This window comes from Streptomyces sp. NPDC006339, assembly GCF_040612775.1.
Classification (GTDB): Bacteria; Actinomycetota; Actinomycetes; order Streptomycetales; family Streptomycetaceae; genus Streptomyces.
Map to the genome: position 1 here is coordinate 24,869 of NZ_JBEXQW010000038.1, position 14,075 is coordinate 38,943.

14 protein-coding genes are annotated in these 14,075 nt (G+C 73.4%); 7 read left to right on the top strand and 7 right to left on the bottom strand.

From position 1 onward, the window contains the following. Positions 1-62: 62 nt before the first annotated feature. Both ABZ135_RS27345 and ABZ135_RS27350 read right to left on the bottom strand, forming a co-directional pair. A complete protein-coding gene (locus tag ABZ135_RS27345; RefSeq protein WP_356699106.1) occupies positions 63-689 on the bottom strand; it encodes a response regulator transcription factor in 627 nt (208 codons plus the stop codon). After that, complete coding sequence (locus tag ABZ135_RS27350; protein ID WP_356699108.1) at positions 686-1,843, bottom strand: sensor histidine kinase; 1,158 nt, start codon at positions 1,841-1,843, stop codon at positions 686-688. Before ABZ135_RS27350 ends, ABZ135_RS27345 begins: the two co-directional genes overlap by 4 nt. 257 nt (positions 1,844-2,100) lie before the next feature. On the opposite strand from ABZ135_RS27350, the gene ABZ135_RS27355 reads away from it, so the two are divergent. Together ABZ135_RS27355 and ABZ135_RS27360 are read left to right on the top strand one after the other, a co-directional pair. Continuing rightward, complete coding sequence (locus ABZ135_RS27355) at positions 2,101-2,658, top strand: heme-binding protein (protein ID WP_356699110.1); 558 nt, start codon at positions 2,101-2,103, stop codon at positions 2,656-2,658. Positions 2,659-2,702: 44 nt separating this feature from the next. Continuing rightward, positions 2,703-4,109 carry a M1 family metallopeptidase gene (locus tag ABZ135_RS27360; protein ID WP_356699112.1) on the top strand — a complete coding sequence of 469 codons (1,407 nt, stop codon included), beginning with the start codon at positions 2,703-2,705 and terminating at the stop codon, positions 4,107-4,109. Between the two features lie 77 nt (positions 4,110-4,186). On the opposite strand, the gene ABZ135_RS27365 is transcribed toward ABZ135_RS27360, so the two are convergent. Continuing rightward, positions 4,187-4,762, bottom strand: coding sequence for a TerD family protein (locus ABZ135_RS27365; RefSeq protein WP_352075127.1), 576 nt, complete (start codon positions 4,760-4,762; stop codon positions 4,187-4,189). A gap of 105 nt (positions 4,763-4,867) precedes the next feature. Here ABZ135_RS27365 and arfB point away from each other — a divergent pair, with 105 nt between their 5' ends. Continuing rightward, on the top strand, positions 4,868-5,305 hold the full coding sequence (arfB, locus tag ABZ135_RS27370; RefSeq protein WP_356699114.1) for an alternative ribosome rescue aminoacyl-tRNA hydrolase ArfB: 438 nt from the start codon (positions 4,868-4,870) through the stop codon (positions 5,303-5,305). A gap of 40 nt (positions 5,306-5,345) precedes the next feature. Here arfB and ABZ135_RS27375 read toward each other — a convergent pair whose 3' ends face one another. After that, positions 5,346-5,924 carry a flavin reductase family protein gene (locus ABZ135_RS27375; protein WP_356699116.1) on the bottom strand — a complete coding sequence of 193 codons (579 nt, stop codon included), beginning with the start codon at positions 5,922-5,924 and terminating at the stop codon, positions 5,346-5,348. 291 nt (positions 5,925-6,215) lie between these two features. Between ABZ135_RS27375 and cdgB the strand changes: the two genes are divergently transcribed. Continuing rightward, complete coding sequence (gene cdgB / locus ABZ135_RS27380; RefSeq protein ID WP_356699118.1) at positions 6,216-7,910, top strand: diguanylate cyclase CdgB; 1,695 nt, start codon at positions 6,216-6,218, stop codon at positions 7,908-7,910. Positions 7,911-8,030: 120 nt separating this feature from the next. Continuing rightward, complete coding sequence (locus tag ABZ135_RS27385; protein ID WP_356699120.1) at positions 8,031-8,993, top strand: CBM35 domain-containing protein; 963 nt, start codon at positions 8,031-8,033, stop codon at positions 8,991-8,993. Between the two features lie 62 nt (positions 8,994-9,055). On the opposite strand, the gene ABZ135_RS27390 is transcribed toward ABZ135_RS27385, so the two are convergent. From ABZ135_RS27390 to ABZ135_RS27400, 3 genes are all read right to left on the bottom strand, one after another. Further along, a complete protein-coding gene (locus ABZ135_RS27390; protein ID WP_356699121.1) occupies positions 9,056-9,994 on the bottom strand; it encodes a 1-phosphofructokinase family hexose kinase in 939 nt (312 codons plus the stop codon). A 135-nt stretch (positions 9,995-10,129) separates the two neighbouring features. Beyond that, on the bottom strand, positions 10,130-11,275 hold the full coding sequence (nagA, locus tag ABZ135_RS27395; RefSeq protein ID WP_356699123.1) for an N-acetylglucosamine-6-phosphate deacetylase: 1,146 nt from the start codon (positions 11,273-11,275) through the stop codon (positions 10,130-10,132). Next, positions 11,275-12,243, bottom strand: coding sequence for an ROK family protein (locus ABZ135_RS27400; RefSeq protein WP_356699124.1), 969 nt, complete (start codon positions 12,241-12,243; stop codon positions 11,275-11,277). Before ABZ135_RS27400 ends, nagA begins: the two co-directional genes overlap by 1 nt. Positions 12,244-12,482: 239 nt before the next feature. On the opposite strand from ABZ135_RS27400, the gene ABZ135_RS27405 reads away from it, so the two are divergent. Both ABZ135_RS27405 and ABZ135_RS27410 read left to right on the top strand, forming a co-directional pair. Further along, on the top strand, positions 12,483-13,757 hold the full coding sequence (locus tag ABZ135_RS27405) for an extracellular solute-binding protein (protein WP_356699126.1): 1,275 nt from the start codon (positions 12,483-12,485) through the stop codon (positions 13,755-13,757). A 24-nt stretch (positions 13,758-13,781) separates the two neighbouring features. Then, positions 13,782-14,066: a DUF3263 domain-containing protein gene (locus ABZ135_RS27410; protein ID WP_356699128.1), complete on the top strand. Its 285-nt coding sequence runs from the start codon at positions 13,782-13,784 to the stop codon at positions 14,064-14,066. Positions 14,067-14,075 lie beyond the last annotated feature (9 nt).

The following is a 14,075-nucleotide window of genomic DNA, read 5'->3' on the forward strand; positions in this document are numbered from 1 at the left end:
GCGGGAGCACCGAGCCCCGCCCTCGGCGGGAGCACCGGGCGCCGCTGCCGCACCGGGCGCCGCTACGGCAGCAGGCGCTGCTCCTTCGCCACCGCCACCGCGCCCGCGCGGGTGTCGACGCCGAGCTTCGCGTAGATCCGGCCGAGGTGGGTCTTGACCGTCGCCTCGCTGATGAACAGCGCGCGGGCGATCTCGCGGTTGCCGAGGCCGTGGGCGAGCTGGCCCAGGATGTCGCGCTCCCGGTCGGTGAGCGAGGGGCCCGCCGCGCCCCGCATCCGGTCCATGACCCGGCTGGCGACGGGCGGCGACAGCGTCGTACGGCCCTGGGCGGCGGAGTGGATCGCGGCGAACAGCTCCTCGGGCCGCTCGGCCTTCAGCAGATAGCCGGTGGCGCCCGCCTCGATCGCCCGCGTGATGTCCGCGTCCGTGTCGTACGTGGTGAGGACCAGGACGTGCACCCCGGTCGGGGCGATCCGGCGGGTGGCCTCCACGCCGTCGATGCCCGGGCCGAGCTGGAGGTCCATCAGGACGACGTCCGGCCGCAGGTGGGAGGCCATCGCGACCGCCTCCTCGCCGCTGCCCGCCTCGCCGACCACCTCGATGTCGGGCGCGCTGCCGAGCAGGGCGAGCAGCCCGGCGCGGACCACGGCGTGGTCGTCGCAGAGCAGGATCCGTACGGCCGCGCTCACTGTCGTACCTCCAGGGGGATCGCGGCGGAGAGCACGGTGCCCTCGCCCGGGGTGGACTCGATCGTCAGCGTGCCGCCGAGCTGCCGGGCCCGCACCCGCATCGCGGGCAGCCCGTGCCCGCGGACGCCTTCGGCGTCGCGCACCGCCGCCGGGTCGAAGCCGCGCCCGTCGTCGGCGACGTCGAGGACCACCTGGTCGTCCAGATAGGTCAGGGTGATCGCCGCCGAGCCGGCCGCCGCGTGCTCCCGGATGTTGGCGAGGGCGCCCTGCGCGATCCGCAGCAGCGCCGACTGCACCCGGTCCGGCAGCGGCACCGCCGTCCCGTCGACCCGGAAGGCGGCCGACTCGCGCGTGGCCAGACCGCGCAGCGCCTCCTCCAGGCCGCCGCCCCCGGCGAGGTCGGCGGGGGCCAGGTCGTGGACGAAGCGGCGGGCCTCGGCGAGGTTCCGTTCGGCGATCGACTCGGCCGTACGGACGTGCCGGCGGGCGGTCGCCGGGTCGCTGTCCCAGGTGCGGTCGGCGGCCTGGAGCAGCATCTGCTGGCTGGACAGGCCCTGCGCGAGCGTGTCGTGGATCTCCATCGACAGCCGCTGCCGCTCCGCCAGCGTGCCCTCGCGGCGCTCGGTCGCGGCCAGCTCGCGGCGGGTGCGGATGAGGTCCTCGATGAGCGCCCGCTGCCGGGCGGCCTGCCGCTCCGCGTGCACGAAGACGGCGGTCGCGATCGCGGCGACGGCCGGCGGGGCGATCACCAGGTTCGGGTCGAAGCCGCCGTGCGACAACTGCACCTGGGCGGTGACGACGAACAGCGTGAGCAGGGTGACCAGGCCGAGCGCGGCACGCGGCGGGAGGGTGCGCAGCCCCGTGTAGAAGAGCGGCACCGCGCACCAGGCGAAGCTCGGCGCGAGCACCACCAGGACCATCCAGACGGCGACGACCGTGCACAGCCACGCGATCCGGCGGGGCGTGGCGCGGGTGCCGAGGACCGGCCCGAGGAGGTACAGGGAGGCGAGGGCGCCGGACAGCGCCACGATCCAGGGGCTGCGGTCCTCCCAGGGATGGCGCAGCAGGAAGCGGACGAGGGAGGCGCCGAGCAGCAGGAAGAAGGCGACGTGCATGACCCGCGCCAGCCAGCGGGCGTCCGGGTCCCGGTCCATCGTCCACCTCATCCACAGCGCTTGCGACCTGGGTATACGACCTGGCTGTACGACGGGGTACCGACCTGGGTATACGCATCCATCCTGGCCCAGGGTGACCACGTCGGCATCAACCGATCGGCCGACCCCTCCGTCCACCGTCCCGCTCGTCGAGGACAGCCGGAACGTGGACCGGACGGCCCCGGATCCGGGCGGAGGATCGATGGCAGAGCGAACGGGACACCACCGACGCCGCCTCGACACCCCTGGAGCCCGCCATGAAGAAGAAGTTCCTCCTCGGCACCACCGCCGCCGTCGTCCTCGCCGCCGGCACCTTCGGCGCCGTCTCCGCGAACGCCACCGCCCCGCAGGCCGCCCAGGCCGCCCCGGCCGCGGCCGCCGCCAAGAAGGCCGACGCGGACGGCGACCACCTGCGCCAGACCACCCACCTGACGATCGAGGCCGCCACCGAGGCCGCGCAGGCCGCCCTGAAGGCCGCCGAGAAGGAGAACCAGCGGGTCTCCGTCGCGGTCGTCGACCGCAACGGCACCACGATCGTCACCCTGCGCGGCGACGGCGCGGGCCCGCAGTCCTACGAGTCGGCCGTGAGGAAGGCGTACACCGCCGTCTCCTGGAACGCCCCCACCTCCGTCCTCGCCGGCCGTCTCGCCCAGGCCCCGAACCTGAAGGACATCCCCGGCACCCTCTTCCTCGCGGGCGGCGCCCCGGTGACCGCGAACGGCGGCCCGATCGCCGGCATCGGCGTGGCGGGCGCGCCCTCCGGCGACCTCGACGAGAAGTTCGCCCAGGCGGGCGTGGCGTCCCTCGGCGACTGACGTTCCGCCGGGTCCGTATTCGTACGTCTGTTTAGGATCGGTTCGTGAACAGACGCAGCCGAGTCCGGGCCGGAGCCGTGGCCCTCACCGTCGCCCTGCTCGCCGCCGGTTGCACCGGCTCGGGTGCGGGCGGCGGGGTGCGGGGCACCCCGGGCGCCGCGGGCGTGCGCGATCCGCTCTATCCCCGGCTCGGCAACGGCGGCTACGACGTGAGCCGTTACGCGCTCACGCTGTCCTACGACCCGGCCACCGGCCGCCTCGACGGGCGCGCCGAGATCACCGCGAAGGCGACCCAGGACCTCAGCGCCTTCAACCTGGACCTCACCGGGCTCACCGTCCGCGGCGCCACCGTCGACGGGGCGCCCGCCGCGGTCAACCGGGCCGGGAACGAGCTGACCCTGCGGCCGCGCGAGGACATCGACGACGGGGCCGAGTTCCGCGCCACCGTCACGTACGACGGCGTGCCCGAGACCGTCACCGACTCCGACGGTTCCGAGGAGGGCTGGCTGAGGACGGCCGACGGTGCCCTCGCGGTCGGCCAGCCGGCCGGCTCCGCGGCCTGGTTCCCCGGCAACCACCACCCCTCCGACAAGGCCGCGTACGACATCACCGTCACCGTCCCGGCCGGCCTCAAGGCCGTCTCCAACGGCGTGCTCACCTCGGAGCGGAAGACGGCCGACGGCCGCACCACCTCCGTCTGGCACGCGGCCGAGCCGATGGCGAGCTATCTCGCCACCCTCGCGATCGGCCGCTTCGACACCACGACCGCCACCGCCCTCGGCACGGTGCCCGTCCTCACCGCCGTCGACCCGGTCGTCGCCGCGGAGACCGCCGCGCTGCGCGCCCGCCTCCCGGAGATCCTGGAGTGGGCGACCGAGAACTTCGGCCCCTATCCCTTCGCCGCGACCGGCGCGATCGTCGAACGCGACGACGACCTCGGCTACGCCCTGGAGACCCAGACCCGGCCGGTCTTCTCCGCGTCCTCCTTCGACACCTCCACCCTCGTCCACGAGCTGGCCCACCAGTGGTACGGCGACTCCGTGTCCCCCGCGACCTGGAAGGACATCTGGCTGAACGAGAGCTTCGCGACGTACGCGGAGTGGCTCTACGCGGAGGACTTCGAGGACACCCCGGCGCAGAAGAACTTCGAGCGGGCCTTCGCGAACGAGGCGGCCTGGGCCTTCCCGCCCGCCGAACCGCCGCGCGCGGAGGACCTGTTCGCCACGCCCGTGTACCGGCGGGGCGCGATGGTGCTGCACCGGATCCGGCAGGAGCTCGGCGACGACGCCTTCTTCGAGATCCTCGCGGGCTGGCCGGCCGAGCACCGGCACGGCACCGCGAGCACCGAGGACTTCACGCGGTACGTGGAGTCGGTGGCCGGCCGGGACCTGGGGAAGCTGTGGGACGTGTGGCTGTACGGGGACGAGAAGCCCGAGAATCCGACCGACTGACGGGCCGGCTGAACGACAGGGCCCCGGCGCGGTGCGCCGGGGCCCTGGATCCGTACGGGTACGGGTACGGGTACGGGTCAGAGGTTGACGCCGAAGTCGCGGGCGATGCCCTCGAGGCCGGAGGCGTAGCCCTGGCCGACGGCGCGGAACTTCCACTCGGCGCCGTTGCGGTACAGCTCGCCGAAGACCATGGCGGTCTCGACGGCGGCGTCCTCCGACAGGTCGTAGCGGGCGATCTCGGCGCCGCCGGCCTGGTTGACGATGCGGATGTAGGCGTTGCGGACCTGGCCGAAGTTCTGGCCGCGGTTCACCGCGTCGTAGATGGAGACCGGGAAGACGATCTTGTCGACGCCGGCCGGGAGGCCCGCCAGGTTGACGTTGATCTGCTCGTCGTCGCCGCCGCCCTCGCCGGTGCGGTTGTCACCGGTGTGGACGATGGTCTGGTCCGGCGTCGACTTGTTGTTGAAGAAGACGAAGTGGCCGTCGGAGACGACCTTGCCGGCGGCGTCGACGCCGATGGCGGACGCGTCGAGGTCGAAGTCGGTGCCGGTGGTCGTACGGACGTCCCAGCCGAGGCCCACGGTGACGGCGGTGAGGCCCGGGGCCTCCTTGGTCAGGGAGACGTTGCCGCCCTTGGAGAGGCTTACAGCCATGGGATGTCCCTTTCATCGCGGTGTCTTCGCACCCAATAACGCGTGAGGGGGTGTGGTGGTTCCCTCGCGAAAACAGGATGACGTGCGCAAGCCTTCGCGGGGAACATGGAGGGCATGTCCGGTCCCTATCCGATCCGCGGCTCCGTCTCGCTGCCCGAGGCCGAGCTCATGTGGCGTTTCTCGCGGTCGTCCGGGCCGGGCGGCCAGCACGTCAACACCAGCGACTCGCAGGTGGAGCTCCGCTTCGACCTGGCGGCGACCGAGGCCCTGCCGGAGGTCTGGAAGGCGCGGGCCCTGGACCGGCTCGCCGGCCGCCTGGTGAACGGGGTGGTCACCGTCCGCGCCTCGGAGCACCGCTCCCAGTGGCGCAACCGCGAGACCGCCGCCGTGCGCCTCGCCGCGCTCCTCGCCGAGGCGACGGCGCCGCCCCCGAAGCCGCGCCGCCCGACGCGGATCCCGCGCGGCATCAACGAGCGGCGGCTGCGGGAGAAGAAGCAGCGCGCGGAGACCAAGCGCGGCCGCCAGGGCCGCGACTGGGGCTGAGAACCCCTCCGCCGGGCCTCCGGCCGCTCTCCCGCGGGTCTCAGCCCAGCGTGCGGTACTTCCCGCGGAAGTAGGTGAGCGGGCCGCCCTCCGCCGAGGGCAGGTCCGTGGCGAGCACACGGCCGATGACGAGCGTGTGGTCGCCGGCGACGACACGGTTCTCCGTACGGCATTCGAGGGTGGCCAGCGCGCCGCCCACCAGCGGGGCGCCGCTGTGCGGGCCGCGCCTGTAGGGGAGGTCGGCGAAGAGCAGGCGGTCGCTGACCCGGCCCTTCATCGCGAAGCGCCCGGCAACGTGGCGCTGGCTCTCGGAGAGCACCGAGACCGCCCACACCGGCACCTCCGCGAGCAGGTCGTCCATGCGCGAGTCGTTGCGCAGGCTGACCAGGACCAGCGGGGGGTCGAGGGAGACGGACAGGAAGGCGGTGGCCGTCATGCCGACGTCCTCGCCGTGCGGGCCGTCCTCCGGGTCGTGGGCCGTGACCAGGACCACGCCCGCCGCCAACCGGGCCATCGCGGCCTTGAACTCGTCGTTGCTCACTCCCTCAGCATGAGGGATGGCCGGATCGAGGGCGGTGGTCCCGGCGGTGGCCCCGAGGGCGGGCGTCTTCTGCAGCACACCCGCACGCTAGTCCGGACCCGCGCCCCGTCACATCGGGCCCCGGGACCAGGCCGGCTTCCCCCGCCGGTCCTAGGACCCCGGCCCCCGTCCCGTTCCGCGCCCGTTCACGAGGCGTTCGCAAACCCCCGCCATGCTTTGTGACTTGAGTCACAGACCGCAGTAATTGTTGACCCTGTGTACCGGGTGCACAGCTCGCTGTGATTCAGTGGCGGGGACAGTGCACCACGAAGCCGATGAAGCCGATGAGAACCCTGGAGTCAGCGGTAGAGGTCTCGGGGAGAGCGAGCGATGGAGACCGAGTCGGAGCCATACGTCCGTCTTGCGACCCTGCGGCAGCTACATCAGGTCGTGGCGGACCTCAACACCGCCCGCAGCCTGGCGGACACCCTGCAGGCCGTCGCGGACGGCATCGTCGCGGGCCTCAACTATGAGCTGGCCTGCGTCAACCTCGTGCGCCCCGACGGAGACCTGGTCGTCGCCGCCTTCGCCGGCAGCCCCGCCGCCGAGGCCCTGATCACCGGCCGGGTCGGCTCCCGCGCCTCCTGGGACCGCCGCCTCGCCATGGGCGAGCGCTGGGGCGACCTGGTGTTCATCCCGCACACCGAGGGCTGGGTGCTCATCGAGGACGACGTGCCCCAGTGGCACACCGAGGGCCCCGCCCCCCGCTTCGAGGACGAGTGGCACCCCCACGACCGGCTCTACGCGCCGATGTACGCCCCCGGCGTGCGCTCCGCCCGCCCCGGCGGCCCGCCGGGCTCCGGCCGCGAGCTCCTCGGCGTGATCTCCGTCGACCGCCCGCGCAACGGACGCCACCCCGGACCCTGGGGCCGCGAGGCCCTCCAGATGTACGCGTCCCAGGCCGCCATCGCGATCAGCAACGCCCGCCTCCGCTCCAACATGCAGCGCGCCCTGGTCCGCCTGGAGCGCGAGCAGCAGGCCCTGCGCGCCAGCGAGGAGTCCTTCCGGCAGGCGTTCGAGTACGCGCCGTCCGGCATGGCCATCGCCGAGATGGGCGGCGACCAGCACGGCCGGCTGCTGCGCACCAACGACGCCCTGTGCCGGCTGCTCGGCCGGCCCGCCTCCGTGATGCGGCGCTACTCCTTCGCCGACCTCGTCCACCCCGAGGACATAGGCACCCTGCTGCGCACCTCCGCCGAGGGCGGCCGCGCCGAGCTGCGCCTCGGCCGCCGTGACGGCACCTACGTCTGGGTCTCCCTGCGCAATTCGGTCGTCGCCGACACCGCCGACGGCCCCCGCTTCCTCCTCACCCACGTCGAGGACATCGAGGAGCGCAAGCGCCACGAGCTGCAGCTCGCCCACCGCGCCTCGCACGACGCGCTCACCGGCCTCCCCAACAGCGCCGAACTCCGCTCCCGGCTCTCCGCCCGCATCTGCGAGCGCCCCTTCGCCGCCGAACCGCCCGCCGCGGGCACGGCGCCCGTCCCCGCCGACGCCTTCGAGCCGCCGTACGAGTACGACTACGAGCACGAGCACGGCTTCGGCTTCTCGCCGGTCGCCGGCGCCGGGCCGTACGACCACCACGTCCACACCGTCGCCCCCACCGGCGGCGAGACCGACGACGGCACCAAGGGGCTCGCCGTCCTCTTCTGCGACCTCGACGGCTTCAAGTCGATCAACGACCGCTTCGGGCACCACACCGGCGACGCCGTCCTCATCGAGGTCGCCCGCCGGCTGACCACGGGCGTACGGGACGGGGACACGGTCGCGCGCCTCGGCGGCGACGAGTTCGTCGTCCTCGCCGACGGCCTGGGCGCCGCCGACGCCGCCGACCTCGCCGTCCGGCTGCGGAACGCGATCATTCCGCCGATCCGGGTGGACGGCCGGGCCGTGCGGGTCGGGGCGAGTTTCGGCATCGGCTGGGCCGAGTGCGGGATGACCGTCGAAGAGGTCCTGAACAGCGCCGACCAGCGGATGTACATCGAGAAGCGGTCCCGCTCGAAGGTCCACCGCAGGGCCGGCTAGGCCCCGGCCCGCCGGTTCGTTCACCGGTCGTCCACACAGCGCCGAAACCTTGACAGGGCCGTACGAGGTAGGCTCGCCCGGTCGGCGACGGCTGGCGAGCAGGGAAAAGGAGTGACCCGGATGGCTGCCGGTAACGACGGCGCGAAGACGCCCGAGGACGACGATCCGTTCGGCTACCTGTACGCGGACGGGCAGGCGGCGGGGGCCAGGGCGCCCCAGGGCGGCGGCTACGGCTACCCGGGTCCGGCGGCGCAGCCGGGCGTCCCCCGCACCTCGTACAACCAGGTCCGCACGGTCGGTGAGCGCCAGTACGGCGGTCACGGCCAGGCGCAGGTGCCGCAGCAGGCTCCCTACGGCCAGCCGCACCCGCAGTACGCGGCGCCCGAGACATACCCCGGCGGCGGCCAGCACCGCCCCGGCCCGCCGCAGCCCGGCCCGCGCGGCGGCGGCGGCGGACGCGGCCCCAACACCAAGGGGCTGCTCATCGGCGCCGTGGCGGTCGTCGCGGTCGTCGTGGTCGGCATCACCGCCGCCGTGATCACCAACAACGGCGACGACTCCGACAACGCGGGCGGAGGGAAGCCGACGGGCGCACCCACCCAGGTCTCGGAGTCCCCGTCCGTCGACCCCAGCTCCTCCACGCAGCCCCCGGCCGAGCTGCCGCAGCAGGACGCGGCGACGCTGAAGCTGGGCGGCTCGGCGGCGCTGGCCAAGGACATCAAGGGCGCGGAGGGCGCCGACGGCGCGTACGTGACCGGCTTCAACGCGATCGGCTCGTCGGTGACCTGGCAGGCCGAGGTGCCCGAGGCCGGCAGCTACTACCTGTACGTGCGGTACGCGATCCCCGCGAAGGACGCGAACGCGACGCTGACCGTCAACGACACGGCGAACAGCAACCCGATAGGTCTGAAGAACTTCATCGGCTCCTCGGACCCGAACCTGGAGAAGAACTGGCAGACCACCTGGGCGCCGGTGACCCTCAAGCAGGGGCAGAACACGATCAAGCTGTCGTGCGAGACGGGCAACCAGTGCGATGCGGTCTTCGACTGGCTGAAGATCAGCAAGACGCAGATCCGCGGCTGAGCGGCGGCTGAGCGAGGCCGACGGCCGGTGAGCGGGGCCCTTCGGGGCCCCGTTCCGCGTTTCTACGCCGCCGTGGCCGGGGCCTGGACGGTGACGCGCGGGAGCAGCTCCCGGTAGGCGGCCTCGTCGAACTCGCCGGCCACCGGGGAGAGGACCGTCGCCGCCGAGAGGGCGACGGCGTGGGCGAGGCGGTCGGGCCAGTCGGTGCCGTCGACCAGGCCGGCGAGGAGGGCCGCGACGGCCGAGTCGCCCGCGCCGGTCGGGTTGCCGCGCACGGGTGCGGGCGGGGCCGCCTGCCAGAGGCCGTCCGGGGTGGCGGCGAGGAGGCCGTCGGGGCCGAGGGAGGCGACCACGGCGTGGGCGCCTCGGCGCCGGGCGTCGCGGGCGGCGCGGTGCGGCTCGCGGGAGCCGGTGAGCTGGGCCAGCTCCTCCGCGTTCGGCTTGATGACGTCGGGGCGGGCGGCGATGCCCCGGCGCAGGGGTTCGCCGCTGGTGTCGAGGAGGACCGGGACGCGGGCGGCCCGGGCGAGCCGGACGAGTTCGGCGTAGGCGCCGACGTGGATGCCCGGCGGCAGGCTGCCGCAGAGGGCCACCGCCCGTGCCCCGTCGAGGAGTTCGGTGAAGCGGCCGGTGAAGGCGGCCCACTCGTCGGGGGTGATGGCGGGGCCGGGTTCGTTGAGCTGGGTGGTGTCGCCGCTGGTGGTGTCGACGACGGCGACGGTGCGGCGGGTGGCGCCCGAGGTCGGCACGAGCGCGTCGTGGACCGGCTGACCGGCGGTGCCGGCGGCGAGCAGGGTGCGGACGGTCTCGCCGGTCGTGCCGCCCGCGAAGCCCGTGACGACGGTCTCGTGGCCGAGGGCGCCGAGCACGCGGGCGACGTTGAGGCCCTTGCCGCCGGGGCGTTCGACGACCCGGTCGACCCGGTGCGAGGCGTGCGGGGTGAGAGCGGCGACCTGGTAGGTCAGGTCCAGAGCCGTGTTGAGGGTGACCGTGAGGATCATCCGTACCCGCCCCTGTCGTCTCGTGTCACCGTCTTCAGCGCCCTGATCATGCCAAAGAGACGGCGATCGGCCCAGACCCCGGACCGATCGCCGCGGGCGGCCGTGCGACGGAGGCCGCGTCACCATGCGGTGAAATCAGCCCACTTGGGGATCGACCACCCAGGCGCCCTTGCGCATCACGCCCTTGAGCTCGAAGTCCGCGTCGAGGACGACGAGGTCGGCGTCCTTGCCCGGCTCCAGGGAGCCCACCCGGTCGTACACGCCGAGCAGCTTCGCCGGATTGGCGGAGATGGCCCGGACGACGGACTCGACGGGGAGCCGGTCGACGGTCACGGCGCGCTGGAAGGCCCGGTCGAGGGTCAGGGTCGAGCCGGCGATGGAGCCGCCCTCGACGAGCCGGGCCACGCCGTCCTTCACCTCGACGGCGAGCGAGCCCAGGGAGTAGGTGCCGTCGCCGAAGCCGGCCGCGTCCATGGCGTCGGTGATGAAGGCGACCCGTTCGGGGCCGGCGTGGTGGAAGGCCAGCTCCAGGGCGGCCGGGTGCAGGTGGGTGCCGTCGTTGATGAGCTCGACGGTGATCCGCTCGTCCTCCAGGAGGGCGGCGATCGGGCCGGGGGCGCGGTGGCCGAGGCCGGGCATCGCGTTGAAGAGGTGGGTGGCGACGGTGGCGCCCGCGTCGATGGCCTCGACGGTCTGCTCGTACGTGGCGTCCGTGTGCCCGATCGCGGCGATCACGCCGTGTTCGGCGAGCAGCCGTACGGAGTCGATGCCGCCGGGCAGTTCGGTGGCGAGGGTGACCATGCGGGCCTGGCCGCGGGCGGCGTCGATCAGCTTGCGGACCTCGGCCGGGTCGGGGTCGCGCAGCAGGGTCTCCTCGTGGGCGCCCTTGCGGCAGGGGGAGATGAAGGGGCCCTCGAAGTGGATGCCGGCGATGTCGCCCTGTTCGGCCAGCTCGGAGAGGAGGCCGGCGCGGCGGCCGAGGAAGTCGGTGTCGCCGGTGACGAAGGAGGCGACGACGGTGGTGGTGCCGTGCAGCCGGTGGGTGTGGACGCCGGTGAGGATCTCGTCCACGGTGCCGGAGGTGAAGGAGGCGCCGCCGCCGCCGTGGTTGTGCATGTCGACGAAGCCGGGCACCAGCCAGTGGCCGGTGAGGTCGAGGGTGGGGGCGTCCTCGTGGGCGGCTCCCGCGATACGGCCGTTCTCGACGATCACTCGTCCGTTCTCGACGATCCCGGTCGGCAGCACCACGCGGGCCCCGGCGAGAACTGTGGAAACGGCCATCAGGCGGATACCTCCGAGTCGGTGGGGCGGTCGAGGGAGCTGTCGGTGGAGTCGGCGAGCAGGTCCCAGGCGAGGAGGCCCGCGCCCAGGCATCCGGCGGTGTCCCCGAGGGCCGCCGGGACGATGGCGGGCAGCTTCTGGAAGGTGACGCGCTCCTCCACGGCGGCCCGAAGGGGTGTGAACAAGGTTTCCCCGGCCTCGGCGAGACCGCCACCGATGATGAGCGTGCGGGGGTCCAGCAGGGTGAGCGCGGTGACCAGGCCGTCGGCGAGGGCGTCGACGGCGTCCCGCCAGACCCGTACGGCGGCGGGGTCACCGGACTCGACGGCCTTGGCGCAGTCGGCGGCGTCGGCCTCGGGGTCGCCGGAGGCCGCGGCCCAGGCGAGGGAGACGGCGGAGGCGGAGGCGTAGCGCTCCAGGCAGCCGCGCTGGCCGCAGCCGCACGCGGTGCCGCCGGGGCGGACGACGATGTGGCCGATCTCGCCGGCGTAGCCGTGGGCGCCGGCCTCGATGGCGTCGCCGATGCCGATGGCGCCCGCGATGCCGGTGCCGAGGGGGACGAAGAGGAAGCGGTCGGCTCCGTTTCCGGCGCCGATCCGGCCCTCGGCGAGGCCGCCGGTGCGCACGTCGTGGCCGAGGGCGACGGGGATGCCGCCGAGGCGTTCGCTGAGCAGGGCGCGCAGGGGGACGTCGCGCCAGCCGAGGTTGGCGGCGTAGACGGCGATGCCGTTGGTGGCGTCGACGATTCCGGGGACGGCGACTCCGGCGGCCGCGGCGGGCGCTCCGTACCGCTCCCGGCCGAGGGCGCGCAGGTCCTCGGCGAAACCGAGGATCGTCTCGACGACGGCCTCGGGTCCGCGCTCGCGGCCGGTGGCGCGGCGGGCCTCGTGGAGCAGGGTGCCGTCCGCCCCGACGAGGGCGGCCTTCATGCCGGTGCCGCCCACATCGAGGGCGATGACGTGTCTCACGGGGACAGTGTCCCGCGTGCACCCCGGAAAGGTCTAGTCCACTGTGACGGATTGTTGCGGTCGGATACAAATGGCGGGACCCGGCCCGGGTCGGTGGCGGGCGGGGCCGTGCACGGTCGGCGACCTCGTGCGATGCGTTGCAGAAGCGATATGCAAGTGGTGTAGACCTCATGTCGCCCTTCGGGAGAAACTGACGACTTCCGACATCTCGACGACGAGCAAAAGGGTGGTTCACGGCTGTGCAGCGGCGACGATTTCTTGGACTGGCCGCGGCGGCCACGACACTCGGTCTGACCGCCGCCCTCTCCGGCTGCGGCACGCTCGGCGGTGACGGCGGGGACGTCACCCTCACGCTGGTGGCCGCCGACTACGACCTGACCGGCGGCGACTCCACCAAGAAGTACTGGGACGGCCTCGTCGCCGCCTTCGAGGCCAAGAACCCCGGGGTGAAGGTCCAGGTCCGGATCGAGTCCTGGAACGACGTCGACCGCAAGGTCGCCGAGCTCGTCGAGGCCGGCCAGGCCCCCGACCTCGCCCAGATCGGCGCCTACGCCGACTACGCGGCCGCCGACCAGCTCTACGCCGCCGACCAGTTGCTCTCCATCCCCGTCCAGGCGAACTTCCTCGCCCCGCTTGTCGAGGCCGGCGAGTACGAGCAGACCCAGTACGGCATGCCGTTCGTCGCCTCCACCCGGCTGCTCTTCTTCAACCAGGAGCTCTTCGACCGGGCCGGCGTCGACGCGCCGCCGACCACCTGGGACGAGCTCGCCGAGGCCGCCGAGAAGCTGAAGAAGAAGGACGTCCCCTACCCCTTCGCCCTGCCGCTCGGCCCCGAGGAGGCCCAGGCCGAGACGATGATGTGGCTGCTCAGCGGGGGCGGCGGCTACCTCGACGCCATGGGCCACTACAAGATCGACTCCGACGCGAACATCCGCACCCTCACCTGGCTGCGCGACAACCTCGTCGCCAAGGGCCTCACCGGGCCCGTCGCACCCGCGAAGCTCGACCGCAAGGCGGCCTTCGCCGCCTTCACGCGCGGCGAGGTCGGCATGCTCAACGGTCACCCCTCCCTGATGCAGGAGGCCGCCAAGAAGGGCGTCAAGGTCGGCAAGATCGCCCTGCCCGGCTCCGACGGTGGCTCCAGGGCCACCATGGGCGTGGCCGACTGGATCATGGGCTTCAAGCAGAACGGCCACCGCAAGGAGATCGGGGCCTTCCTCGACTTCGTCTTCAGCGACGAGAACGTGCTGAAGTTCGCGGGCGACAACGACCTGCTGCCCGCCACCGTCACCGCCTCCGCCGCCATGCAGTCCGACCCCGCCCACGCCGACCTGCGCGCGTTCCTGGAGGCGCTGCCCGACTCCCAGCTCCCGCCGGTCGGCAAGACCTCGTGGGCCCAGGTCAGCGGCAGCGTCAAGAAGGACATCGGCAAGGCCGTCGCCCCGGGCGGCAGCCCCGCGGACGTCCTCGGCCGGATCGCGCGGCAGGCGACGGCGGCGGAGAGCGCGGAATGACCCGGGCCGCATAAGTTGGTCTGTATGACCAGTGAACTCGGGGAGTCCGGGGAGCTTCGGGAGCCCGGCGGGCCCGGCGAGCCCGCCGAGCTCGGCGAGCGGGAGCGGGCCGTCCTCGCCATGGAACGCCGCTCCTGGCCGGGCCCCGGTGCCAAGGAACGGGCCGTGCGCGAGCGGCTCGGCCTCTCCGCCACCCGCTACTACCAGGTGCTCAACGCCCTCCTCGACGACCCGCGGGCCCTCGCCCACGACCCGGTCACCGTGAACCGGCTGCGCCGGGTCCGCGCCGAGAGGGAACGGCGCCGCTGATGAGGACGC